19 protein-coding genes, 1 pseudogene and 1 riboswitch are annotated in these 24,968 nt (G+C 67.7%); of the genes and pseudogenes, 11 read left to right on the plus strand and 9 right to left on the minus strand.

Annotation, left to right across the window (positions count from 1 at the left end; all coding sequences use genetic code 11):
• The first annotated feature begins 232 nt into the window (after positions 1 to 232).
• Both W5W_RS0101600 and W5W_RS0101605 read left to right on the plus strand, forming a co-directional pair.
• Complete coding sequence (locus W5W_RS0101600; protein WP_017194071.1) at positions 233 to 937, plus strand: hypothetical protein; 705 nt, start codon at positions 233 to 235, stop codon at positions 935 to 937.
• 209 nt (positions 938 to 1,146) lie between these two features.
• Positions 1,147 to 2,472, plus strand: a complete 1,326-nt coding sequence (locus W5W_RS0101605) for a hypothetical protein (RefSeq protein WP_017194072.1) — start codon at positions 1,147 to 1,149, stop codon at positions 2,470 to 2,472.
• 883 nt (positions 2,473 to 3,355) lie between these two features.
• Here the strand turns inward: W5W_RS0101605 and W5W_RS0101610 are convergent.
• Positions 3,356 to 4,369, minus strand: coding sequence for a LacI family DNA-binding transcriptional regulator (locus W5W_RS0101610; protein WP_017194073.1), 1,014 nt, complete (start codon positions 4,367 to 4,369; stop codon positions 3,356 to 3,358).
• A 147-nt stretch (positions 4,370 to 4,516) separates the two neighbouring features.
• Between W5W_RS0101610 and W5W_RS14425 the strand changes: the two genes are divergently transcribed.
• The 4 genes from W5W_RS14425 to W5W_RS15450 all read left to right on the plus strand — a co-directional run bounded on the left by W5W_RS14425 (position 4,517) and on the right by W5W_RS15450 (position 11,407).
• Positions 4,517 to 7,711, plus strand: coding sequence for a glycoside hydrolase family 2 (locus W5W_RS14425; protein ID WP_017194074.1), 3,195 nt, complete (start codon positions 4,517 to 4,519; stop codon positions 7,709 to 7,711).
• 4 nt (positions 7,712 to 7,715) lie between these two features.
• Positions 7,716 to 8,210, plus strand: coding sequence for a NanQ anomerase/TabA/YiaL family protein (locus tag W5W_RS0101620; protein ID WP_017194075.1), 495 nt, complete (start codon positions 7,716 to 7,718; stop codon positions 8,208 to 8,210).
• A gap of 127 nt (positions 8,211 to 8,337) precedes the next feature.
• Positions 8,338 to 9,948: an amino acid permease gene (locus W5W_RS0101625; protein ID WP_017194076.1), complete on the plus strand. Its 1,611-nt coding sequence runs from the start codon at positions 8,338 to 8,340 to the stop codon at positions 9,946 to 9,948.
• Positions 9,949 to 10,240: 292 nt separating this feature from the next.
• Positions 10,241 to 11,407 (plus strand): ATP-binding protein, encoded by a 1,167-nt coding sequence (locus W5W_RS15450; protein ID WP_081486177.1) that lies wholly within the window; start codon positions 10,241 to 10,243, stop codon positions 11,405 to 11,407.
• A gap of 725 nt (positions 11,408 to 12,132) precedes the next feature.
• Here W5W_RS15450 and W5W_RS0101640 read toward each other — a convergent pair.
• The 3 genes from W5W_RS0101640 to W5W_RS0101650 form a co-directional block, all read right to left on the minus strand.
• Positions 12,133 to 12,984, minus strand: coding sequence for a MetQ/NlpA family ABC transporter substrate-binding protein (locus tag W5W_RS0101640; protein WP_017194079.1), 852 nt, complete (start codon positions 12,982 to 12,984; stop codon positions 12,133 to 12,135).
• Between the two features lie 137 nt (positions 12,985 to 13,121).
• Positions 13,122 to 13,883: a methionine ABC transporter permease gene (locus W5W_RS0101645; RefSeq protein WP_017194080.1), complete on the minus strand. Its 762-nt coding sequence runs from the start codon at positions 13,881 to 13,883 to the stop codon at positions 13,122 to 13,124.
• The gene (locus W5W_RS0101650) at positions 13,880 to 15,016 is read right to left on the minus strand and encodes a methionine ABC transporter ATP-binding protein (protein ID WP_017194081.1); all 1,137 of its coding nucleotides are present in this window, start codon (positions 15,014 to 15,016) and stop codon (positions 13,880 to 13,882) included. The genes W5W_RS0101645 and W5W_RS0101650 overlap by 4 nt, the downstream gene beginning before the upstream one ends.
• Before the next feature lie 11 nt (positions 15,017 to 15,027).
• Positions 15,028 to 15,119: riboswitch (SAM riboswitch) on the minus strand.
• A 136-nt stretch (positions 15,120 to 15,255) separates the two neighbouring features.
• Between W5W_RS0101650 and W5W_RS0101655 the strand changes: the two genes are divergently transcribed.
• The 3 genes from W5W_RS0101655 to W5W_RS0101665 all read left to right on the plus strand — a co-directional run bounded on the left by W5W_RS0101655 (position 15,256) and on the right by W5W_RS0101665 (position 18,001).
• Positions 15,256 to 16,161, plus strand: a complete 906-nt coding sequence (locus W5W_RS0101655) for a hypothetical protein (RefSeq protein WP_017194082.1) — start codon at positions 15,256 to 15,258, stop codon at positions 16,159 to 16,161.
• A gap of 112 nt (positions 16,162 to 16,273) precedes the next feature.
• Complete coding sequence (locus W5W_RS0101660) at positions 16,274 to 16,669, plus strand: hypothetical protein (RefSeq protein ID WP_017194083.1); 396 nt, start codon at positions 16,274 to 16,276, stop codon at positions 16,667 to 16,669.
• A 99-nt stretch (positions 16,670 to 16,768) separates the two neighbouring features.
• Positions 16,769 to 18,001 (plus strand): alpha/beta hydrolase, encoded by a 1,233-nt coding sequence (locus W5W_RS0101665; RefSeq protein WP_017194084.1) that lies wholly within the window; start codon positions 16,769 to 16,771, stop codon positions 17,999 to 18,001.
• Between the two features lie 98 nt (positions 18,002 to 18,099).
• Here the strand turns inward: W5W_RS0101665 and W5W_RS0101670 are convergent, their stop codons facing one another.
• Positions 18,100 to 18,756 (minus strand): arsenate reductase/protein-tyrosine-phosphatase family protein, encoded by a 657-nt coding sequence (locus tag W5W_RS0101670; protein ID WP_017194085.1) that lies wholly within the window; start codon positions 18,754 to 18,756, stop codon positions 18,100 to 18,102.
• 222 nt (positions 18,757 to 18,978) lie between these two features.
• Here W5W_RS0101670 and W5W_RS0101675 point away from each other — a divergent pair, with 222 nt between their 5' ends.
• Both W5W_RS0101675 and W5W_RS0101680 read left to right on the plus strand, forming a co-directional pair.
• A complete protein-coding gene (locus tag W5W_RS0101675; protein ID WP_008732336.1) occupies positions 18,979 to 19,731 on the plus strand; it encodes an A24 family peptidase in 753 nt (250 codons plus the stop codon).
• 122 nt (positions 19,732 to 19,853) lie between these two features.
• Positions 19,854 to 21,605 (plus strand): DUF885 domain-containing protein, encoded by a 1,752-nt coding sequence (locus W5W_RS0101680; protein WP_017194086.1) that lies wholly within the window; start codon positions 19,854 to 19,856, stop codon positions 21,603 to 21,605.
• Between the two features lie 111 nt (positions 21,606 to 21,716).
• Here W5W_RS0101680 and W5W_RS16530 read toward each other — a convergent pair.
• The 4 genes and pseudogenes from W5W_RS16530 to W5W_RS0101700 form a co-directional block, all read right to left on the minus strand.
• Positions 21,717 to 23,020, minus strand: a pseudogene (locus tag W5W_RS16530) (amidohydrolase).
• 67 nt (positions 23,021 to 23,087) lie between these two features.
• Positions 23,088 to 23,336 carry a hypothetical protein gene (locus W5W_RS0101690; protein ID WP_238533219.1) on the minus strand — a complete coding sequence of 83 codons (249 nt, stop codon included), beginning with the start codon at positions 23,334 to 23,336 and terminating at the stop codon, positions 23,088 to 23,090.
• A gap of 2 nt (positions 23,337 to 23,338) precedes the next feature.
• Positions 23,339 to 23,551 (minus strand): hypothetical protein, encoded by a 213-nt coding sequence (locus W5W_RS0101695; RefSeq protein WP_017194088.1) that lies wholly within the window; start codon positions 23,549 to 23,551, stop codon positions 23,339 to 23,341.
• Positions 23,552 to 23,675: 124 nt separating this feature from the next.
• Entirely contained in the window at positions 23,676 to 24,935 is a 1,260-nt protein-coding gene (locus W5W_RS0101700) for an ATP-binding protein (RefSeq protein WP_008732337.1), read from the minus strand.
• Between the last annotated feature and the right edge of the window lie 33 nt (positions 24,936 to 24,968).

The raw sequence follows: 24,968 nt of genomic DNA on the forward strand, positions 1-24,968 counted from the left end.
CGAAGACACAGAAAACAAGGAAAACACGGAAAATACAGAAGACGCCAACGGTGCGGCGGAGGCATCCGCCGCACCCGGCTCCGCGACGACGCGGACACCTGCGGCAAGCCGCCCACGACGCAGCGCGCCGCACCGCGAGAACCACCAGAAGCGCTTAAGGTGGGGTCCGCAACACCTGCGACGTGCCGCGCGTCGTCAGCGAGGGAGGTCTGCACCACCCTATGATCACGATGTGGTAACACACGATGCGGTAGCGACGGACCTGACGCCTCAGCAGCACCTTGAGCTGCAGTTCAAGGCGTCCTCCTCCAGCGACCTCATCGACGACGGGCTGCAGACCATTCGCGATGGGCGTCTGTCGACGACGAACCGCGATCAGGTGCTGGCGAGCCTGGCCACCGGGCTCGGCCGGCTCTACACCCTCGCCCTCGACCTGCACCGACTCGAGATCGATCATCTGCCGGAGCGCCCCGACCCGACATCCTCCGAATCCGGCCTGGCGGATCTTCACGCCAGGCTCTTCGACATCCTGGGACTTCACCCCGAAAGATCAGGAAGCGCCGCCGACCAGTGGCTGTGCCGCCTGAGCGCCGACCCGGTCGCCGATGCGCTCATCGAGGCGCTGGACGTCTACCGGGGCGCGACTACCGGCGAGCACACGGCACCGGATGGCGCCTGGGACTGCGTCCGGGCCGCCGTCGACCTGGACCCGGGCGTCGGGAGCCGCCGGATCACAGCGCAGGCGGACGACGAGGCGGAGACGAGCTCCGTACCGACGGGCGCCTACCAGGAGGCGTGGAACAGCCGGTTCATCTCCACCGTTGAAACCATCAGATCCACTATCGACGCCTGCAGCCAGGACGGCCTGCTCGGCGGCCCCGCCCAGAGCCTGGGCGCCGCGCTCGCCCACCTGCGTCAGGGAACGGCAGCGGCATGAACCCGCGGGGCACAGGAGTGCCGAGGCGGCCTCAGCGGACCGGGGCCGGGCCGACCGCACCGGGTTCTTCGCCGACGCAGCATCCGTCCAGACGCCGGAGGGCCTCGACAGCGGCCGTCCAGCAGCTCGGCGAGCAGCAACCCAGTGATCCGCTCCAGCGCCCCGCGCGGCGAGCACGACAGTCACGAGCACGTGAGGATGATGAACAGGTGCAAGGACGCTCACAGGCAGGACGAACCGGTGAGACCGTGAGCGGCGTCGTGGTGCCACCGCTCTCAGGTCCGGTGCGGGTGGGCGACTACGCGCGTTCGGCATCCCTCGGCGACGGCGACGCCGCCTCGGCGGAACGACTCCTCCCGGCGGGGACGGTGGCGCGGTGGGACACGTTGGCGGCGACATGGCAGTCGTCCGGCCAGTCCTGGGGAAGCGACTTCGATCGCTACACGCTCCCGAACGGCGGAGCCTGGTCGTTGCTGGTTCCGCAGACCGTGGAGCGCCCGAGCGGCTTCTCGGCCTGGGCCGATCACGGCGCGTGGGGGCGGAGGCTGCCGCGGGAGGCCACTGTCGATGGCTTCCGGGCCGCGGCCTCGGCGATGCTCGACCGCACGCCGGTGCGACTGCTCGACGTGTGGGGGGACAAGGCGCGGGTGAGCGCGGATGAGCGCGATGCGCTCGGAGACTGGGTGGACCTGTCGAGGCTGACACGGGTGGTCGTGGAGCAGACCCGATCCCTGGCGGCGATCGGCGGTGAACTGACGGCGTCCGTCCCCGATCGCTTCATGGACTGGCGGGTGGTGCTGCCGCAGGGCTTCAGCGGGCTCGGGAGCTCCGGATGCGCGCCCGAGGCGCCGTTGGAGGGCTGGACGCCGTCGTACGTCGGACCGGTGCCCGCGTCGGGGCAGACGTTCGCGGTGCTCGGAGGCATGCCGTTCAAGGCCCAGGAGTTCCATGACCGCGACCACGTGTACCCCGAGCCGGTGACTCTCCTGAAGGCCGACCCCTACTACCCGTGCCCGCAGGGTTTCGGCATCGATCGGAACTACTCGAAGTGGTGGATGACCGATCCGATCGCAACGTCGCAGCTCGACGGGACGTTCTCCGTGGCCCGGGTGCGGGCCGTATGGCGGGGCAGGCACGTGGAGGTGCGCCATGTGGCCTACGCCTACGCCTACGTTCGCGAGCTGGAGACCGTTCCGGAGCGCCCGCGGCCGGCGCGCCAGCCCGGACTCGCCGAACTGGACGCCCTGGAGGGGCCGATCCGCCTCGACGAGCTCGAGCACGTCAGGTTCAGCGTCTCGGTCAAAACCCGGCATCGGGATGGCGGCCCCTGGCGCTTCCTGGAGGCGTGGGGACTGAACCCGTACCTGCGCACCTGGGCGGCCGTGCACATCGAGCGCGGCGCCTGGCAGGCGTGGCCCACGCCTGCGCCCGCATCCGCAGCCGCCCCCACGACCCCCGCAGCCCCGGCCGGACCCGCCCGGATCACCAGGAGATCGCGCACCGGCCACCGGGTGTCGTCGTATGCGAGTTCCTGAATCGGAGACGCCGGGGCGTCCCCGGGTAGTGCCGGTTATAGCGAGCGCCGGGGAATCAGGGGATCACGCGGATCGGGGAGTATCCGGCAATGCGGGAAGGCAGGATTCGTAGCGCATTCACAGGTTGCGCGGGGGCGAGCATTCAGGTGCGGCCGGTTGCATAGTGGCTGCCGCCGGACGGTGCGGGTCGTGAGGAACCGGATTCCCCACGGACAGGCCCGACCGAGAATCGCAGGGTTTACAGGGACCCCTGACGGATTCGCTCCGGCGAAGGAGGGTGTGCTCCCCGGATATCAGGGAACCCGGAGGTGAGCCCCTCGACGCCGCAGGCCCGCGGGCCGGGAGAGACAACCCGGCGCCGCGGGCCCGGTCTTCGAGGGCGGAGCACCCCCGCTTGTGCGACGAGCCGCTCATCCTGGAATTCACGATGAATGCACGACGAACGACTGCGCCACAACGGCCCGGATCGACCCGGGGAATCAGTTTCCTAGGCATTTCTCAGGCTTACCGGAGTAACTTTCCAGTCCGGTCCTGTTACATAATCGTTACCGCCGGGCGGGGCGGACCGTGAGGGTTGGGGAGCCCATCGACCGGTTCGTCGCCGAGGTCAGGATGGGTCTTAGGGAGCCCGTCGCTGACCGTCCCGGCGAAGGAGGTGCACTCCCCGGGGATTGGGAACTCCGGGGCAGGGCTCCTTGATGACGCAGGCCCGCGGGCCGGGGGACATACCTCGGCCCGCGGGCCGAGTCTTTCCCTGTCATTCTCTTTCGTTCCCCGTCGTTCTCTGGAACTGACGCGGGCCGGCAACCGGCCGCGGGCGCCGGCGGAAGGCGCCGATCCCGCCCTGAACCACTCAACCCCACTCAGACCCGCTCAACCCCGGTCAGACTGAGGCCCGCTCGACCAGGCGCATCTCCATGACGACCGTCTCGGGGGGCGCCCCGTCGATCATGGCGAGCACGAGCTCGGCGGCGCGCGCACCCTCCTCGCGCAGCGGCTGGTGAACGGTCGTCAGGCCCGGGCTGCACTGCGCGGCCAGGGCGTGATCATCGAACCCGATGACCGAGACGTCGCCCGGAACATCCCTCCCGGCCTCGCGCAGGGCCTCAATAGCGCCGATGGCGATGCGGTCCGAGCCGGCCAGGACGGCGTCGAAGCGGATGCCGGCCTCCAGGAGCTCGCGCATCGCCCGGTGCCCGTTGAGCTGATCCCAGCCGGTGTGGATGACCCGGTCGGCGCCCATGCGCTCGCCGAGCACCCGCCGATAGCCGCGGAGGCGATCCGCTGACGCCGGGTTCCCGGCCGGGCCCATCACGCAGATGACCTCGCTCCTGCCCGCGTCCACGAGGGCCTGGGCGGCGAGCGCCGCGCCCTCGACGTCATCGGAGTAGACGCTTGAGAAAACACCGCGGTAGGGATCGCCCTCGAGCTGGCCGCACAGGACGACGGGCAGTCCGAGCTCACGAAGCCGGGCAAGGAGCTCACCCCCCTCGTAGGGCGTGATGACGATGACGGCATCGACGGCGCCCCTGCCCATGTGCTCGACGACGCGCTCGCGCTCGGCCCGGGTGGCCGCCTCCAGGATCATGGGGAGGTTCGGGCCGTCCGCGAGCCGGGAGACGATCCCATGGCACAGGCGCGCATACGTCGGGTCGGTGAAGAGCTCTTCGAGAGGGTCGGTGAAGAGCAGCGCGATGGCCTCGGACCTGCCGACGGCGAGCGCGCGCCCCTGGCGGTTGACGACGAATCCGGTCTCCTTAATGGCGCGCATCACTCGATCACGGGCCTTCCGCGAGCTCTTCGGCGAGTTGTTGAGCACCCGGGAGACGGTCGAGGGCGCGACGCCGGCGGCGCGGGCGACGTCGGCGATGGTCGCGCGCTTGCCCGGAGATGTCACGGCTCCATCCTGCTCGAACAGGCGGGGATTCGCATCCTGCTTGCGCTCCGGACGGCTTCCGCCTACATTTGTGGAACCGGTTCCACATCACCATGGAACCGTTTCCCCGCTTCCCCACCCAGCTGGGTCCCACTAGGAGCACGATCAATGGCGAACTCGAACGACTGGGAGAATCCCGGCCTGCCCCACCGGCACCGACTGCCGGCCCGGGCCTACTTCTTCGGCTACTCCTCGGCCGAAGCCGCGACCACCCGCGACCGGAGGCTGTCCACGGGCTTCACCGACCTCAGCGGCGCGTGGTCCTTCCGCCTCTTCGACTCCCCCGGCCGAGTCCGCGAGGACGACCTCGCCTCGCCCCACCCCGACTGGGACGAGGTCCGGGTCCCGCACCTGTGGCAGATCGATGGCTACGGCCGGCTGCAGTACACCGACGAGGGCTTCCCCTTCCCGGTCAGACAGCCCCTGGTCCCCTCCGCGAACCCGACGGGCGTCTACCAGCGGGAACTGCCCCGGCCCGCACTCGGCCCCGGCGAGCAGGCCATCCTCCGCCTGGACGGCGTGGACTCCTACGCCGAGGTCTACGTCAACGGCGGCTTCGTCGGCATGACGAAGGGCTCGCGTCTCAGCGCCGAGCTCGATGTCACCGAGCACCTGAACCGGGAGACGAACCTCCTGACCATCAAGGTCCTGCAGTACTGCGACGGCACCTATGTCGAGGACCAGGACATGTGGTGGGCCTCCGGGATCTTCCGCGACGTCTACCTCATCACCCGGCCGGCGGTGCGCTTGGAGGAGTTCCGCACCTGCACTCGCCTGACCGCCGACGGCGGCGCCGACGTCACCCTGGAGGTGACCACGCGCGGAGCCCGCGACGTCCGGTGGTCCCTCACCGGCCCGGACGGCTCGCACGCGGAGGGCGTCGCCACCGACGATGCGCCCTCCACCGTGCACGTCCCCGACGCGATCACATGGAACCCGGAGTCGCCCGCGCTCTACGACCTGTTGATGGAGGTGCGCGACGACGACGGCGCCGTGGCCGAGACGGTGCCCCACCGCCTCGGGCTGGCCGAGGCGACCATCCAGGACGGTCGCCTCCTGCTCAACGGCGCCTACATCAAGATGCGCGGCGTCAACCGCCACGACCACGACGACCGCCGGGGCCGCGCCGTCGACATGGAGCGGGTGCGCCGCGACCTGGAGCTCATGAAGCTCCACAACATCAACGCGGTGCGGACCTCCCACTACCCCAACGACCCGCGCTTCTACGAGATGTGCGACGAGATCGGCCTCATGGTGGTCGCCGAGACGGATCTGGAGACCCACGGCTTCGAGAACGTCGGCGATATCGCCCGCATCACCGACGACCCGGACTGGGAGACCACCTTCGTCGACCGCATCGAGCGCCTGGTCGCCCAGGAGCGCAACCACGCCTGCATCGTCCTGTGGTCGCTGGGCAACGAATCGGGATTCGGCTGCAACATCCGGGCCATGTACGCACGCTGCAAGGAGCTCGACCCGCGGCCCGTGCACTACGAGGAGGATCGTGACGCCGAGTGCGTGGACGTGATCTCGACGATGTACTCGCGCGTGTCCCAGATGAACGACTTCGGCGAGCACCCTCACGCCAAGCCGCGCATTCTGTGCGAGTACGGCCATGCGATGGGCAATGGCCCCGGCGGCCTGGCCGAGTATCAGCGGGTCATCGACCGCTGGGAGTCCATCCAGGGGCAGTTCGTCTGGGAGTGGTGCGACCACGGCCTGGCCGCCGCCACCGAGGACGGCCGCGAGTACCACACCTACGGCGGCGACCACGGCGACTACCCGAACAACGCGAACTTCTGCATCGATGGACTGGTCTTCCCCTGGCAGGAGCCGAGTCCCGGGCTGGCCGAGTACAAACAGGTCCTGTGCCCGATCTCCGTCTCCTGGTCGGACGGAGTGCTGCATGTGCGCAACGGCCGCTTCTTCACCGACGCCTCGGATGTCGTCCTCGATCTGGAGCGCGTCGTCGACGGCGTGACCGAATCGGTCCGGACGCTGCCGCCCGGCGCGCTCGCCCCGCAGCAGGAGACGGCCCTGCCCTGCCCCGTCGAGCCGGCGGCGGAGGGCCCGACCCACCTGACCGTCCGCGTTCGCTCGACGGCGGCGACCGCCTGGGCGCCCCAGGGCCACGAGCTGGGCGTCTACCAGTTCCTCGTCGCCGATCGGACCGGCCCGGATGCGGCCGCCCGGATGCGGCCGCGCGCGTCTGAAGCGGGTCGCCCCTGCCGCGCGCGCATCGACTGCGACGAGCTCGTGATCACGAGCGATCACCAGGAGGTGCGCTTCGACACCGTCACCGGTGCCCTGAGCCTGTGGATGCGCCGAGGGCGCCGCGTCCTGACCGGACCCCCCGCGATCGGCTTCTGGACGCCGCTGATCGACAACCATCAGCAGGAGAGCGACGAGCTCTGGACGAGCCGGCACCTGCAGGTCATGCAGACCTCCACCCGCTCGGTCGCCTGGCGTGAGGAGGACGAGGGCGTCGTCGTCGAGGTCGTCCAACTCATCGCCCCGCCGGCCCTCGATCTCGGGGTCGAGGCGACGCTGACGTACACGGTGACGGCCTGCGGCGTGAGCCTGAGCGCCAGCGGTCGCACCTATGGCGACTACCACGACATCATTCCCCGAATCGGCATCACCTTCGAGGCCCCCGGCACCGGTCGCGAGGTCACGTGGCTGGGGCTCGGGCCGGGCGAGAACTACCCGGATTCCCGGGCGGCCGCCGTCGTCGGCAGATGGACCTCGACCGTGGAGGACATGCAGACGCCGTACGTGGTGCCGCAGGACTGCGCCAACCGCGGCGGGGTCCGCTGGTTCGCGCTCACCGACTCGCGGGGGACGGGACTGGCGGTGGCGCGGACGCCGGGCGGAGGCCCGAACCGGGCGGACGCCGCGCTCCCGCAGACCGCTCCTACGGTCGCCCGCGGGAGCGAACATGCGGCGGGGAGTCCGCCGGAGGACTTCTACTTCTCGGTATGGCCGTGGACCTGTCAGGACATCGACGCCGCGCGCCATCGCACCGACCTCATCGTGCGCGAGAACGTCACCGTCAATGTCAACCACCGCCTGCTCGGGCTCGGCTCGAACTCCTGGGGCTCTGAGGTGCTCGATGCCTACCGGACCCGATTCGAGGACTTCGCCTTCTCCTTCGATCTCATCCCCCTCGACGGCCCCGATGCCTGCCCCGACGCCGGAGCAGCCGTCAAGGCCGGCCCCATCCGTCTCGGCGGCCCGGCCGAGAACTCCTCGATCCCACTACCACCGTCACCGCCGCTGCCGGCCGACGCGATAGGAGCCTGACGTCATGAGGATCTTCCAGGACCCGGAGGCACTCGTCCGCGAGCGCGCAGACGCCAAGAAGTGGCAGCGCACGCGCCAGGCGATCGAGAATCTCGACCGCATCGAGCCGGGCATCGCTCATTCGATCGGCGACTCCCTGACCTATTGGAGGGGTCCGGCAGAGGGGCTGCTCGCAGCCTGGAGGACCGGCGACGGATTCGTGGCCTCGCGCCGGTACCTCACCGTCCTGCACGCCGTTGACGCCGATCTCGCGGTCGAGGTCGTTCCCGTCGCGGAGGCGGATGTGCGAGCCCCTTACGACGACCTCAGCGACCGGGAGGTCCTGAGCGCCGGCGGAGCGAGCGCCGCCGGGGCGGGCGCCGCGAGCGCCACCACCGTTCCCGCCGGAGGTCTCGGCGTCGTCGGGCTCGACGAGGCCTTCCGGCTGATGCCCGGCAACGGCGGCCAGGCGGCGATCATCCGCGTCACCGTCGAGGGGGCGTCCTTCCCCAATAAGTAGGAGCTCCTAAGTAGGCACTTTCGCCCGACCGGTCCTCTCCCGCTCCCCGTCCACCCGGCTTTCCCCGGCCTTCGGGGCTTTCCCGGCTTTCCCACACCCGATTTCCCGTCAGAAAGGCACTCTCCCCATGTCGTCCGAGACCAGAGCGCGAATCGGTCAATTCGCGCTTCTCACCATGACGGTGTCCGCCGTCTTCAACATCCGAAATGTCATCAACAACAACGTGGCGATCGGCCTGGCCTCAGCACCGGCGTTCTTCCTCGCCACGATCCTGTACTTCGTGCCGTTCACGCTGATCATCGCCGAGTTCGTCGCCATGAACCGCGACTCGGAGTCCGGCGTGTACCAGTGGGTGAAGACCTCGATGGGCGGCCGCTGGGCCTTCATGGCCGCCTTCTGCTACTGGTTCGTGAACCTCTTCTTCTTCGCGTCCCTGCTGCCGCTCGTGCTGGTCTTCACCTCATACCTGGTCACGGGCGACGAGCAGACGATGTCGCCATGGGCGATCACGGGGCTGTCGATCGTGATCTTCGCCGTGGCGACCTGGGTATCGACGAAGGGCGCCAAGTGGATCGGCACGATCACGTCGGTGGGCGCGACCGCGGTACTCGTCCTCACCGGTGTTTTCGTCGTCATGTCGCTCATCGCGCTGGCGGGCGGCGTGGAGCCGGCCACCCCGATCACCATGGGCGCGCTCGCTCCGGACACCTCGTCCTTCGCGACCACGTGGGCCTTCCTGGGGACGCTGGCCTGGATCATCCAGGGCGTGGGCGGCGCGGAGTCCGTCGGTGTGTTCCTCAACGATCTGCGCGGCGGCGTCAAGGCCTTCGTGCGCACGATCGTCGTCGCCGGGCTCATGATCGGCCTGCTCTACGCGGTGGCCTCGCTGCTCATGAATGTCTTCGTCCCGGTGGGCGGGCTAGAGCTGTCCAACGGCCTGTTCGTGGTCATGGGCGCCGTCGGCGAATACTTCGGAATCCCGGTGCTGGTCACCTACCGCATTGTCGGGCTGATTCTGCTCGCGGCGACGCTGGGATCGCTGCTCATGTGGACGTCGACGCCGGTCAAGATCTTCTTCTCCGAGATCCCGCGAGGCGTGTTCGGGGAGAAGGTCATCGAGCTCAACGAGCACGGCATTCCGTGGCGGGCCGCATGGCTGCAGTTCGCCATCGTGGTGCCGATCCTCATCATCCCGGCACTGGGATCGGGCAATATCAATGATCTGCTCGAGATCGTCGTCAACATGACGGCGGCGACGGCGCTCATCCCGCCGCTGCTCATCCTGCTGGCCTACCTGGTGCTCCGGCTGCGCCACGACGGTGCGGAGCGCGAGTTCCGCATGGGCTCGCGGACCACGGGACTGGCGATTACGGTGTTCCTGCTGGCGGTGTTCAGCTTCGTCTTCATCGCGGGGACGACGCCGGTGGACCAGGCGCTGTGGCTCACGCTCGTGTACAACGTGGGCGGCGTGGTCGTGTTCCTCGGCCTGGCGCTGGCGTGGTACCAGCGCTACATCAGGCGCCTGGCGGCCAACGATCCGAAGGCGGCCCGCGCCGAGCTCAGGGCGTCGGCGTCGGCGGGGACGTCGGGGTCAGAGGCGTCGGGAGCCTCGGCGTCGGCGTCGGCCGAGGATGGTCAGAAGGCCGGCGAGGCGGCCGGCGCTGAGGTTGGGAACATGGCCGAGGATAAGGCGAAGGAGGTGGCCGATTCTAAGGGCGCCAATGCGGCCGCGGAGTGAATGAGGCGCGCGGTGAGGGAGCGGTGAGTAGCTGCTCCCTCACCGCGCACCCTGCACTTACCTCACCCCTCCCACCTCTCACGCTCATCGAGGTCGACTTTTTCGAACGAGATCGACGCATGGGCACGGGCCAACACCAATCACAAGATGTCACACATGTCGACCGCATCCCGCGTGAGCAACCGAGCGGCGTCCAGCACGTCTAACGACTATAGCAAGGTATAGGGAAGTGTAGTGAAACGCTATACTTGGGTAGAGATTGCTACACTTGGACCATGAGGGGCATATTATCGTGGACCCTATCCGCAACCCGTACGTCCCCGGCGCCGGCAGACGACCCGGTGCACTCGTTGGCCGCGACGACGCCATCCGGTCCTGGTCGATCGCTCTTCAGCGTGCAGAGCGCAACATCACCGACCAACCACTGATCCTCTATGGCCTTCGCGGCGTAGGAAAGACGGTTCTTCTCACAAAGCTCCGCCACGACGCCGAGGCACGAAGCTGGATCACCGTCCAGGTTGAGGCGGATCCCGATCGCCCCTTGCGCGAGATGCTCGGCGAAGGACTCTATGCTCCACTCACCGATATCACACACCCATCCGCCGGAAAACGGCTAATTAAGGCACTTAAGACCGCCCTTTCATTCAAAGCCTCCTATGACGCTTCAGGAAAATGGGACTTTGGCATCGACCTCAAAGAATTTCCTGGCGGCGGAGCCGACACTGGAATACTCGAAACCGATCTGAAAAAAATCATGAAAGATGTAGCGCTAGCTGCAGCTGAGAAGCAAGCAGGCCTAGCGATTCTTATTGATGAAGCACAAGACCTAAATAAAGACGAATCGAAGACTCTAGCCGTTGTTGCCCAAGCCGCCGCTCAAGACAACTGGCCTGTTCTATTTGCGTTTGCAGGCCTCCCCAGTTTGCCGCAGGCGTTAGCGGAAGCAAAGTCATATTCTGAACGATTCCAATACATCAAAGTCGAAACTCTTGACGCAAAGGCAGCAAAGACTGCATTAATCCAACCAGCAGAAGAGGCTGGGGAGTCCTGGGATGACGACGCCGTTGATTACGTTGTCAAAGAATCAGGACGATACCCATATTTCATTCAGCAATTCGGCCAAGAAGCATGGAATACAGCAACTGGTTCAACGATTACACTCGCCGATGCTAGAGCTGGCGTCGCTACCGGCCACAACCAGCTTGACAACGGTTTCTTCCGCGCACGCTGGGATCGCACGACCACCGCAGAGAAACGCTACTTACGTGCTATGTGTCCCGAAGGAGACGCAGGAATCGGGACTGGAGAAATTGCTGCCCGCCTCCAGAAAAAGACCAACAGCCTTGGTCCTACTCGTGCGAACCTTCTTCATAAAGGCCTCATATATGCCCCCGATCATGGTGTCGTCGCCTTCACAGTTCCCGGCATGTCAGGATTCATCACCCGGCAGCCGAGATAGGTCAGAAGCCCTCATTCAATCTAGCCATTGTCAGCCCGCAGGAGTCGAGGGCGGGATGCGTGGTTGGTCGAGCCCGGGGCGACTCGGTAGCGAAGGCCGGGGGTGGCGGAGGTTCTGGCCGTCAACGGGGCTGCCGCCCTCAACGCCGGCTTGATCCCTGATGACGAAGTTCCCGGCTCTCGTGATCGGCCTTGAACCCGTGTTGGCGGCGCACACCTTCGTCCACGATGATGCTCGCGCGCCCTTGAGCGCCCCGGGGACAGCCCTGCCCTGGTGCCAGCACGGCGCATTGAGGACGCCAGATGTCCAAAACGGAGGAGATCAGCCCGGGCACCATGCAGCGCGACACTGAGGCACACCGGAAACACGCCGAAAACACCAGGTCATCGCACGGTTTCTTCGAGATACCCACGCCACCGGAGCTTTAATCACCTCCGTTTTGGACACACCCAGCCCAACAAGCCCCATCAACCCACCCCACCAGCACGCCGCCCCACCGAAAACAACCACCCCCCCCCGAGAACGACACGTAGAGACCCACGAATAAACCTCCAAGAGGAAGCATTCGGACAGCCATCGAGGTCGACTTTTTCGAATGAGATCGACGGTGCCACCGCCAACTTCGTTCGAAAAAGTCGACCTCGATGCATGTGGGGCCGGGAGGCTAGGCCGGCACTCGGCAGCGAGCCCGCAACCCGGCCACCCGGCCGCCCGGCCCATCGCCGTCAGAACGCCGGAAGCACAGAGCCGTCGGTCCAGTTCTGCTCGATGTACGTCTTGAGCTCGGGGGAAGTCATGAGTTCGGCGAGCTTCTTGAGGTACTCGTTGTCCTGGTCCGCGGTGCGCACGACGAGCTCATTGGCGTAGGGGCTGTCCTTGGCCTGCTCGAGGACCAGCGCGTCCTTGCTCGGCGTGAGGCCGGCGTCGAGCGCGTAGTTGCCGTTGATGACGGCCAGGTCCGCGTCGGCCCTGGAGTTGGCCACCTGCGCGCCATCGACCTTGGTGAACTCGAGATTCTTCGGGTTGTCCGTGATGTCGAGCTCCGTAGGCAGCTCGACGGAGGGGTCGAGGGTGATCAGGCCCGTCGACTCCACGAGCTTCAGGCCGCGCGCAGTATTGGCGGGGTCGGAGTTGAGGATGACCTTTCCGCCGTCGGGCACCTGATCGACGGAGGTGTAGCCCTTGGAGGTGTAGATGCCCAGCGGCTCGACATGCACGTCGGCCAGTGAGGTGAATTTGTAGCCCTTCTCCTGGATCTGCTGGGCCAGGAAGTTGGGCGTCTGGTAGAAGTTGGCCGCCAGGGCGCCATCGTTCAGCGAGGAGTTGGGCGTCTGGTAGTCGTTGATCTCCTTGATCTCCAGGCTCAGGCCGGCGTCGGCGGCGAGGTTGTCCTGAATCCACTGCAGGATGGTGACGTGGGGCTGCGGGGTGGCGCCGACGGTGATGGTGGCGGTGTCGCCGCTGACCTTGATGCCGTCCACTCCGGAGGAGGACTTGCCGCAGGCGGCCAGAGTCAGAGCGGCGGCGGCAGTGAGGCCTCCGGCGAGGACGGTGCGACGGGAGATGCTGGTGGTCATAGTGGTTCCTGTTCGTGAACGGCTCGGGGGCCTTGAGGGCAGGGAGAAACTGATGAGGTGATGCCGAGTCCCAAGCGACTTGCGCGCGCAGCCCGAAACGGCCGCATCAGCGAGCACTCACTCCGGCTGGTCGAGGCTCAGCGGTGGTCGACCAGCCGGCTGAGCATGTCGCCACAGACCTGGATGATGCCGACGATCGCCACGATGAGAACGACGACGATGACCATGACGTCGGTGTCGTTGCGCTGATAGCCGTGCTGAATGGCGAGGTCGCCCAGGCCGCCTCCGCCGACGGTGCCCGCCATGGCGGTGTAGCCGAGCAGGGTGATGATGGTGACGGTGGCGGAGCGGACGAGCGTGGGCAGAGCCTCGCGCACGAGGACGCCCCAGGTGATCTGACGGCTGGATGCCCCCATCATGAGGGCGGCCTCGACCTTGCCGTGCTCGACGTCGTTGATGGCGGTCTCGACCAGGCGCGCGTAGAAGGGGATCGCCCCGACCGTGAGCGGCACGCAGGCGGCCTGCCAGCCCAGGGAGGTGCCCACGAGCATGCGGGTCAGCGGGATGATCGCGACCATGAGGATGATGAAGGGCATTGAGCGCCCCATGTTGACGATCTGGGAGAGGGTCTCGTAGATGAAGCGATTGGGATGCTGGCCGCGGCTGCCGGTGGAGATGAGCGCGAGCCCGAGGAGAAGCCCGAGGATGATGGTCAGGCCCCCGGACAGCAGAGTCATCTCCAGCGTCTCGATAGTGGCGGGCCACAGCCTGCGCTGGATGGCCGAGTTGTTGAACCAGGTGCCGTTCGGGCTCGAGCCGGCAGCCAGCGCGGTCGCCAGGCCCGGCGCCCTGACGGCGAGGGCGGATGCGGCTGTGGCGGTCAGAGCAGTCGGAATCATGAGCGCACCTCCGCGGTGATGCCGGCCTCCCGCAGGGCCGCAACGGCAGCCCGGGCACGATCGGCGGGAATGGTGAGGGCGAGCCGCCCGACCTGAGCGGTGCCGAGGGTCTCGAAGACGCCCCCGGCCACATCGGCGCCCTGCTCGGCCACCAGGGAGAGCACCTGGGCGGCGGCGGGCTCGCCCGAGTGGGCGGTCAGGGCGACGTCGATGACGGCACTCTCAGCACTGTCAGTACTGCCAGCATGATCCGCATCGCCGGCTCCAGCGGCCTCGTCGTCGGTGTCCTCGGGGCTGCCGGCGACGAGGGCGGCCTTGGGCACGTCCGGGGGCGGCACGAGTTCGAGGGACAGCCGGGAATCGACGTCGGAGACGACGTCCTCGATGGGGCCGGACTGGACGATCCGCCCGGCCTCCAGGAGGCTGACGGAGTCGCAGATCCTGCGGACGACGCTCATCTCGTGGGTGATGATGACGACGGTGACGCCGAGGCGGTCGCGGACGTCGCGGATGAGGTCGAGGATCGAGCGGGTCGTCTCGGGGTCGAGGGCGCTGGTGGGCTCGTCGCACAGGAGGACGGCGGGCTCGTCCGCCAGGGCCCGGGCGATGCCGACGCGCTGCTTCTGGCCGCCGGACAGCTGAGCGGGGTATGAGGAGCCGCGGTCCGCCAGGCCCACGAGCTCGAGCATCCGGGAGACCCGCTCGTGCCGCTGGCCCTTCTGGGCTCCGGCCAGGTCCAGGGGGTAAGCGATGTTCTGGGCGGCGGTGCGCTGGTCGAGGAGGTTGGCGTGCTGGAAGACCATGCCGATGGCGCGCCGGGCCTTGCGCAGCTCGTTGGCGCTGAGGGTGGTCAGGTCCTGGCCGGCGACGCGCACCTCGCCGTAGGTGGGGCGCTCGAGGGCGGTCAGGCAGCGCACGAGGGTGGACTTGCCGGCGCCGGAGGTGCCGACGATGCCGTGGATGGAGCCGGCCGGGATGTTGAGGGAGAGCCCGTCCAGGGCGTGGACCTGCGAGCCGTCGCGCAAGCGGTAGACCTTGTGGACGTCGCGCAGGGAGATCATGGACTCGTCCGCGTCAGGGGCGCCTGTCGGAGCGGCGATCTCGTCCGGCTCGCCAGTGGTTGCGGAATTCACGCTCACTCGTTCCTCCATCGGTCCTGGCGGAAGCACCTGCACCGCTAAGCGGAGGTTGCTGCAACGTCGATGAGCCAGGTCTCTCGGCTGCTCTAGATGGTCGGTTGAACAGTAAGCGCTACCAGCAGAGGGACGCAAGTCCTAGGCCGTGAAGGGATGCATCTCACGCATGCCTGCGCACCACCCGCTGCTGCGGTATCGGCGCCTGACGGTGGCGCACCCTGGCCGGGATTCTGGATATGTTCGGCAATCTGTGGGACTCCATGACGCCTGTGGATCAGGATCTGCTGATGGTGACGGCCGGGGCGCTGATCGTGCTGTCCGGGGGTACTCTGGGGGCGGCATTCGAGGTGAGCATGGGAATGGCCATGCTCGGTTCGGCGCATGATGCTGCCAGGTTCGTGCGTGATCCCAAGGAAACGGCTGCCGGGTATGTCTCCTCGCATACACCCGCCGAGATGGTCCTGGACGCCACAGTATGGGCGGCCGCCATGGCCGGCGTGTTCGGCGGAGTCGCCCGCTATGGGCGCCAAGCAGCCCAAGAATCTCGCCGCTGGAACCAAGCCGAAAAAGCAGCCCGGGGTATGTCTGGACCACGCGCCGCCCACGCCGACCCCCGCCGCACCCCGCGCCCCCAGGGCAGGCCCGACAACGGTGCCATGTGGCGCGCCCAGCAGGGAAGCGGATACGGCGGCAGCGGACGGCGCAAAGCACAGCCCGAACCGAAACCCGACATCGACCCCCGCGACGGCAGGGATCACAAGGGCCAGTACGCCGAGGGCAACGGGGGATCCCATGCCTACGAACCCTCCGAATGGCAAGGAACCGAACAATACCGTAAGAACATGGAGGAGCTGGGCCACCCGCTGCAGGAGATCGTCAACGAGAAGCGCGCTGCGCGGATCAACGGCACCGGGAGACCGCGCTTCTACGATAGGTTCATCCTGACCGAGGACGGCACCTGGGAGGGCCTGGAAGTCAAATCGGGAGGCGGCCACTACGAAACGGATCAAAGGGCCTTCGACGCACAGGTCTCCCCGGACAATCCAGCATACGTCACACTCAGCGACGGACGAACCATCAAAATCACCCAAGTCCACGTAGAATACGTGGATAAACAACAATTCCCAGAATACCCACAATAAGGAGAGAGCGATGAGACGATTGGTCACCTGGACGGTAGATAATGAATTTGGGCACTCCGAGGGATTCACCCTACCCCAAACCCCGGAAAAAATAGCCGATGAATTTTCTCGCATGCTGACATATCCCACTTTCTTCACTGGGGAGAAGCGCTTCGCCCTGGGTGTGTGGGCGCTGCCCGAGGGCAAGACCCACCCCGACGAGGTCTCCAAGGATGGGTGGGGGGAGTTCTACATGCAGGCGGCTGGTTCCAACCGGGCGATGACGGTCGAGGTGCGAGTGCCCGACAGTACGGAGGGCTATGCCCACTACGTCGTGGCCCGCGAGCCGGTTCGGGACCCGAACACATGGGTGCCACTGTCCTGGAACAACGGAGGCGACGAGCCCTTCACCACCCACGTCCACCCCGAAGAGGTCTTCACCGGCCAACAGGCCGTCCCCATCTTCCGCGCCTACATACTCACCGGCCAAACCCCACCCCCCAACCTCCTACGCCGCATCAACATCTAACCGCGCTGAATCGCATGCGGCACGTCAAGCCGTTCACTGCCGCCCCACCTCCGCCGCCCCACTCACTCAACCCGCTCAGACCGTGCCAGGATGCTCCACATGACCGAGACCGCCCCCACCGAGCCCTCCGGGCCGACCGGGCCCGCCGCACATGCCACGCACGCCGAGCCCACCGGCTCCGCCTCGCCTCCCATCCCGGCTACAGCGCCCCCCGCGTCTTCCACACCCAAGGTGAGCACGGACATCCTGGGAGAGCCATGGGTGGCCCGTCGCATCGACGTCGCCCTCAATGAAACTGCGGCCCCCAACGCGGACCACGCCGTCCTGGTCCACCAGCGCGGGGCCGCCCCGGCAGCCGGCACCCAAGCAGCCCCCCGCCATGAACGAGCCGTCCTCTACCTTCACGGCCGCAACGACTACTTCTTCCAGACCCACCTGGCCGACGCCTTCCTGCAGGCCGGCTACGAGTTCTACGCCCTGGACCTGCGAACCTGCGGGCGGGCGGGCATCGGCCACCCCTCCCCGCACGACGTGCGCGACCTGCGCATCCACGACGAGGAGATCGGCGAGGCCCTGCGAATCATCCGCTCCGAGCACGGGCACAGCGCCGTCGTTCTCAACGGCCACTCCACCGGCGGACTGCAGGCGGCCATCTGGGCAGCGGACCACCCCGGCAGCGTGGAGGCGGTAGTCCTCAACTCCCCCTGGCTCCAGCTGAACGCCTCCGGGCTCATCCGCTCCTACGGGTCCGCCTACGTCGATGTGCTCTCGCGGCGGAGCCCGGAGCGGATCATCGACAACCCGGCAGAGGCCAAGGCGCGCAAACGCCTGGCCGCCGAAGCCGCGAGCGCCCAGAGTCCGGGCGACGCGGAGGCCGGCATCACCGCCCCCGGAGCCGGAGTCACGGCGGAAGGCAGCCCCGGACCGGTCGAGGCCGATCTCTACGTGCGGGTCCTGCACCGGCGCTGGGGCGGCGAGTGGGACTGGGACCTGCGGCTCAAGCCCTCGCCGGCCTTCCCGGTGAGAGCCGGATTCCTGGCGGGAATCCGCCGGCTCCAACGGGAGGTGCGCCACGGGCTGGGCATCGAGGCGCCCGTACTCGTGTGCTGCTCGACGACGTCGAGCAGCCCCGAGGCGAGTCCGGAAGAGGCGCTGCACAGCGACATCGTGCTGTCGGTCGAGCAGATCATCGAGCGCGCCGCCTTCCTCGGGACGGACGTCACCGTCCGGCAGATCCCCGGCGGAGTGCACGACCTGGCACTCTCGCCCTCACCGGCGCGCGAGGAGTACCTGGCCACCGTGACCGGCTGGCTGGACGAACACCTGGGATAAGCCAGAGCATGCCCGGATAAGCCCGAGCAAACCCAGAAAGTGAGCCGGGCCGCCCGGGCGCCGGGGCGGCCCAACTCAGCACGCCGCCCGGCCGCTCCTCAACGCTGCTGCCGCTGCTCCGACAGCTCCACCAGCGCGGGAGCCACGGCATCGCACACGCGCTCGACGACATCAAGAGTCTCGACGAAATCCTCCATCGTCCCGTACCAGGGGTCGGGCACATCCAGCTCGTAGCGGGCATCGGCGCCGGCCCAGTGCCGCTCCGCACCGGCAGCCGGGTCGAGTTCGCGGAACATGCGGATGCGATCGGCGTCGACGCCGAGGCGCTCGGCGCGACGCAGGAGTTCGCGGCGGTGGGCCGAGGTCATGGCCAGCACCAGGTCGGCGCCCGCGAGCTCGGCGTCCCCGATCCGGTGGGCGGCGTGGCCGGTGATGGCGACGGTGACCGCACGGGCGGCGGCGTCACCTCCGGTGCCGTAGTCCCGCTCGGCCAGAAGACGACGAGCACGGCGGTCGATGGGGTTGCCGCGCTCCTCATCGGAGACGCCCGCGGAGGTCACGACGACGCCGGTGCGCCCCGAGGTGGGGACTCCGGCAGCAGTCAGGCGATCGATGAGCACGATCTCGGCCATGGCCGAGCGGCAGATGTTGCCGGTGCAGACCATGGAGATCGTGTAAGGGGCGTCGCCGTGGCGGGGCGTCGGCAGGTCGGATGGCGTAATAGTGACGGGCATGCGGGCCAGGCTCTCGCTCATGGAGCGCCCGTGGCAAGCCGGCTCTCCATGAATTTCTCAGGCTCTCTCAGGCTCTCTCAGCCGATCGAAGCGGTCTCATCAAACCTCGTCAAAGCGACTTGCGCGGGCAGCAGAGCCTGAAGAGACCTCAGCCTCACCGCCTCAGCTTCTCCGCATGCCCTCAACAAGCCCTCCCGGAACTGAGAACGCCCGCGCATGGGCTAGGCGTGAAAGGCTTCACCCATGCCGACAGCCCTGATCGCAGCCCTGACCGCCGCCGTAGTGGCCATCGCCGCCCTGGTCCTGGCGGCCGGACCGGCCGCTTCTGCCGCCCGAGAGTACGTGGCCCGTCTCGCCGCGACGGACTCGACAGACTCCACGCACGCACCGCAGATCCGCCGCCCCTGGCTCCTGGAAAGGCGCTTCCAGGCTCTGATCGCACTCGCGCTGATGGGGCCCATCCTCTGGCGGGGAGTCGACAGGGCCCTCGCAGACACGCTTGTGGCGCTCCCACTGGTCGCCGTCCTGGGGGTGGCCTGCTGCGTCGATGCCGTCAGCCACCGCCTGCCCAATCGACTGCTCGGCTGGGCGGCGCTATGGCTGATCGCCGCGACCGGATTGCATCTCGGAGCCGAGATGCTCTCGTCGGCCCTTGGAGGAACGGAGACATCCGGGGCAGCCGGAGCACTCGGAGCACTGTGGCCCGTGGGCCGCGCTGCACTCGCCGCGCTCGGAATCGGGATAGTCATGGTCGTCATGGCGCTGCTGCCCTCGGGATTGGGATTCGGGGACGTCAAGCTGAGCGCGCTCTGCGCGCTGTGGCTCGGGCAGCTCAGCGCCGAGGCGCCCATCATGGGCATCATTCTGGGATTCTTCACCGGCGGCCTGGCCGCTCTCGTGCTGATGGCCCTGCACCGGGCGGACCGCAAGACGGCAATCGCCTTCGGCCCCTACCTGGGAGCGGGAGCCTGGCTGACATGGCTGCTCGTCGTCTGACGACGGGGCGCCTCCTGCATCAAAGAGTCGCGCAGGACGTGTGTTGCACGCCCAGGTGCGACTTGCGCCAGACAGAACCGCGGAATCATGCGAAAACAATGTACGTGCCATAGGCTCAACCCATGACCCGGTCCCATTCTGAGTCCGCTGCTTCCTCTACACCTTCCTCGACACCCTCCACCCCCAGCACCACCCGCACCGCCACCGACGTGGACGCCATCGCCGATCGCTACGTCGCACGCCTTGCCGACCTGTCCCCCGAGTTCGCCGTTTACAACGGGCTGCCCGGCCGCCGCGGCGAGCTCGACGACTACTCCCCAGAAGGCCTGGCTGCCCTGAGCGACCTGGACCGTTCAACCCTGCGCGAGCTGGATGCCGTCTCACCCACGGACGACGTGGATCGCATCACCGTGGCCGCCATGCGCGAGCGCCTCGGGGTGAGCGTGGACCTGGCCGACGCCGGCGAGGAGCTGCGCTGCCTGAACGTCGTCGCTTCGCCGGTACAGAGCCTGCGGGACGGATTCGACAACATGCCCACCCGCACTGAGGAGGACTGGGCGGACTTCGCCTCCGCCCTGCGCGACGTCCCCCGGGCGCTGGACCAGTACGCCCAGTGCCTGCGTCTGGCGCTCTCCTGCGGCGACGTCGCGGCGCGGCGCCAGGTCGAGGCCGTCATTTCCCAAGCGCACATCCAGGCCGCGGAGGACACGAGCTCCTACACGGCCCTGGTCGACAGCGCTATCACCGCCGACGGCGCACCGCTGTCGGCGGTGATGGCCGAGGATCTGCGCTCGGCCGCCGCCACCGCTCGAAAGGGCTACGTCCGCATCGCCCAGGTGCTGACCGATGAGATCCTGCCGTATGCGGGCAACACCGACGCCGTGGGCCGGGAGCGCTATGAGCGCTTCAGCCGGCATTTCCTGGGCGCTGTGGTCGACCTGGATGAGACCTACGAATGGGGCCGGGAGCGCCTGTCCGCGATTGACGCCGAGCAGCGGGCGATCGCCGAGCAGCTCTACGGGCCCGGGGTGAGCGTGCGCGAGGCTCTGGACCGGCTCAACACCGACCCCGAGCGCACCATCCATGGCACGCGGGCGCTGCAGGCATGGATGCAGGAGACCTCCGACGCTGCGATAGCGGCTCTCGACGGGGTCCACTTCGACATCCCCGCCCCGCTGCGAACCCTGGAGTGCCGCATAGCGCCGTCGGCCACCGGCGGCATCTACTACACCGGCCCGAGTGACGACTTCTCCCGGCCGGGGCGCATGTGGTGGTCGGTGCCGGCGGGGACCGAGGACTTCGCCGCCTGGCAGGAGCGCACCACCGTCTTCCACGAGGGCGTGCCCGGCCACCATCTGCAGATCGGCATGCAGACCCTCCTGCGCGACGAGCTCAACTCCTGGCGCCGCCTGGTCTGCTGGGTGAGCGGGCACGGCGAGGGCTGGGCCCTGTACGCCGAGAAGCTCATGACGGACCTGGGTTTTCAGGATGATCCGGGCGACCGCATGGGCATGCTCGACTCCCAGCGCCTGCGCGCGGCCCGGGTCGTCCTCGACATCGGTGTGCACCTGGGCAAGGAGCGGCCGCCCGAGCTGACGGATCTGCCCGGCGTGGGCGAGGGCATCTGGGATGCGGGCAGCGCCTGGGCCTTTCTGCGGCACAACGTGGCGATGGACGAGTCATTCCTGCGCTTCGAGTTGGACCGCTACCTGGGATGGCCGGGGCAGGCGCCGTCGTACGCGGTCGGGCAGCGGCTGTGGGAGGACGCGCGGGATCGCGCGCTTGCGGGCGGAGCGAGCCTGAAGGACTTCCACGCCCGAGCGCTGCGCCTGGGCAGCGTGGGGCTGGACGTCCTGCGCGAGGCCCTCGCCTAGCACCTGGCACCGCCGAGATCGGTCGTACTCCGCACCGAAATCGGTCGCAACCCGCGCCGAGATCGGTCCGCTTCCGCGCCGAAATCGGTCGCAACCCGCGCCGAGATCGGTTCAGCCCCAGAAGTGCTCGACATCGACGGCGCCGCCGGCGGCCCTCTCCATCTCCCGAGTGTGGAGGGCGACATCGGGACGGTCGGTGACCCTGATGAGCGGGTGGATGCCGGGCACGCGCTGGGAGACATTGCCGAAGTCGGTGCCCGCCGCGATCGTCTCGGGCACGACCCCGGTGGGCAGCGGATCACGGCCGCGCTCGCGCTGGGAACGGACCCAGGCGGCGGTGAGCGGCCCGTTGGTGCGCACCGGCATTTCATTGGTGTACTCGGGGGTGATGATCTCGACTCCAGTGCCGGTCATCAGGGCGGCGCCGCGCAGAAGATCCTCCACGCGCCCCACCAGGTCCTTGAGGGTCTCGGGATACTTCGAGCGCACGAAGATATTCAGCTCACTGCGCTCGGGAATGACATTGGGAACCCGACCGCCATCCACCACGACGGCGTGAAGGCGGTCCATGGGCAGGATCTGCTGGCGCATCATGCCGATCCCGGCCAGGGCGAGGGAGGCGGCATCAAGGGCGTTGCGCCCCATGAAGGGCTGCGACGCGGCATGCGCGGCCACGCCTGTGAACACGGCACGGATACGACGCACCCCCAGCCAGGTCTGATCGGCCAGGTCGTAGGCGTAGGAATGGGTCTGAATGGCAGCATCAACGCCGTCGAGCATGCCGCGCCGGGCGAGGATCTCCTTGGCGGTGTCGGGCTCCTCGGCAGGAGTGGTCTGAAGAATGATCCGACCGGGCAACGCGACGTCCTCATGGAGCGCCAGAGCGGCCAATGCGAGGAAGGCTCCCACGGAGTTGGCGCACATGACGTTGTGTCCGCAGGCATGACCGATGCCGGGCAGGGCGTCGTACTCGGCAAGAATGGCGATGGTGGGGCGGGGGCGCTCGCAGCAGAACCGGCGGTGCCAGCGGTGCCAGCGGTACTGGCAGAACCAGCAGAACCGGCAGACTCCGGGGCGCCCGTCCCGATCTCGGCGCGCAAAGCCGTATCCATGTCGTAGACCCCGACTCGGGGCTGAATGCCATGGGCCCGCAAGAGGTCAGCCACCGCGGCCACCGCATGATGCTCGCGGTATCCGACCTCGGGATGGGCATGAATATCGTGCGATAGGGAGATGATCTCGGGGGCGTAGTCGGCGATGGCGTCGGCCAGGGCGGCGCGCAGGGCCGACGGGGCGCCGGCATTCTCGGACAGGGCGACGGCGGGAGCCGCGGCAGCGGTGCGGGCGGCGGTTTCAGCGGCCATGCGCTCCTGAACGGCACGACATGGCTCAGACGGGCGGGAGAGGTCACGCATACGACCATCATGCCGCGTCAGGACGGCGCCGCCACTCGACAGCGCCGGCAGACTCGAACCGTTCCGGTCAGGCGCCGAGCCTGTTGTTCGCGCCCTGTTTGGTCATGCCCAGGATGTCTCCGATCTGCTGCCAGGAGCGCCCGTTCTCGCGCGCCCGGACAACAGCCGCATCGAGATCGGCCTCGGCGGCGGCGAGCCGGAGCTGGGCCATGGTGATGCCCATCAGGTAGGGATCACTGGTCCAGGTCGTCACGTCAGGCCCCTGCCCGATGTTGGCCTGCTCGATCTCGTGGAGCATCTTCTTCATGCTGCGCATGGTCATCGCCTCCTGGCGTACTTCGATCGAGCTCTCCTGGCATGGAAGACCTGCCCCATCTCATCGACCGCGACCTCGAGCAGATCACCGAGTCGATCCGACCCGAGAACCATGACGTACCCGTCGTGGAAGTGCACTTCGCAGGGGTGACGGAGCGCCTGCTCGATGTCCTCGCGCTCGACGCCGTGCCTGAAGGCTCTCCGCTGGTACCCCATTCGGTCACTGTAGTTGCCAAATCGTTACATACACGGAGCCTCGCCGTTGCCCCGGCCGGGGCATGCATCTCGGGGCCGGGTCATCCGCACCCGAGCGCCTCGCCAACGGCGCAGTCGTCGGGCGTCATTCCCACAGCGTGTTCAGCGGCAGGCCCCACAATCCCTCGGCGTAGCGCATCGGCTCATCCACAGGGGCGAGGACGACGCCCGCAGCCAGCCGGTCCCCCAGCTTCCGCTTCAGGTCCGTCAGACCGGCGAAGTGCCGGCCGGTCAGTCCCGCAGCCGACTTCACCTCGACGGCGATGACACGACCATCGCCGAGCTCGATGATGACATCGACCTCAAGACCTCGACGGTCCCGGTAGTGGTACAGCCGGTAGTCGACCTCGGCCCAACCCGCCTGAGCACTCAACTCGCCAACGACGAATCCTTCGAGAAGCGCCCCGAAAACCTTGCCGCCGCGCACGACGTCCTTGAGCAGGCCGACGCTCGCACCGCACAGCCAGGCCGCAAGACCGGAGTCCCCCACCCGCACCTTGCGCCTTCCGATCTCGCGAGCGGTCAGGTTCACGGCCCATGGATGAAGATCCTCTGTGAGGTAGAGCCGGTCGAGGGCGTCCAGGTAACCGGTGACAGAGGCGGCGGACAGTGCAGCCTCCTGAGCGATCCGGGCTTTGACGAGCTCACCGGACTGATTGGCGGCGATGAGTCTCAGCACAGCAGCGAGTCGCAGCGGATCCAGTCGGCCGCCGCCCTCCCGGGCGTCCACGCCCAACAGGCGCTCGACGTAGTCGGACAGCCAGGCTGTGCGCAGCCTCGTGCCCGCCTCCCGAATACTGGGGTAACCACCGCGCAGAAGCAGCTCGACGACGTCGACGCGCGACGGCGGGACCGCGACTGCCAGTCCGGCAGGATCATCGATCCGTTCCAGCAGTCGATCGACGAAGGCGCCGCGCCCCAGGCTGCCCCGCAGCTCGGCCTGACTGAGCGGGTGAAGACGCACGCTGAGGGCTCGCCCCGCCAACGAATCCTTGTCTCCGCGGATCCGCGCCACATCCGATGAGCCGGTGAGGATGAATCGACCGGGTCGCCGGTCGCGGTCGACCGCCGCCTTGACGGCGAGCGTCAGTTCAGGAAGGCGCTGCACCTCATCAATGACGAGCAGACCATCACCCGCCTGCTCCACGAAGCCGCGCGGGTCCTCCCGGGCGGCATCCAGAGCGCCCGAGTCGTCCAATGTGAGCGAGCGGGACCCATCGGGGGCGAGCATCCGGGCGAGCGTCGACTTTCCCGTCTGACGGGCGCCCTGGACGACGAGCACGGGAGAGAAGCCCAGATACTCACGAGCCCTGCCCAGCACACCACGATCGAGGAGCTCCTCCATAGTTCGACTATAGCCGACAATATCGCCCTATTC

The sequence above is a fragment of the Actinomyces massiliensis 4401292 genome (assembly GCF_000269805.1).
Taxonomy (GTDB): Bacteria; Actinomycetota; Actinomycetes; order Actinomycetales; family Actinomycetaceae; genus Actinomyces; species Actinomyces massiliensis.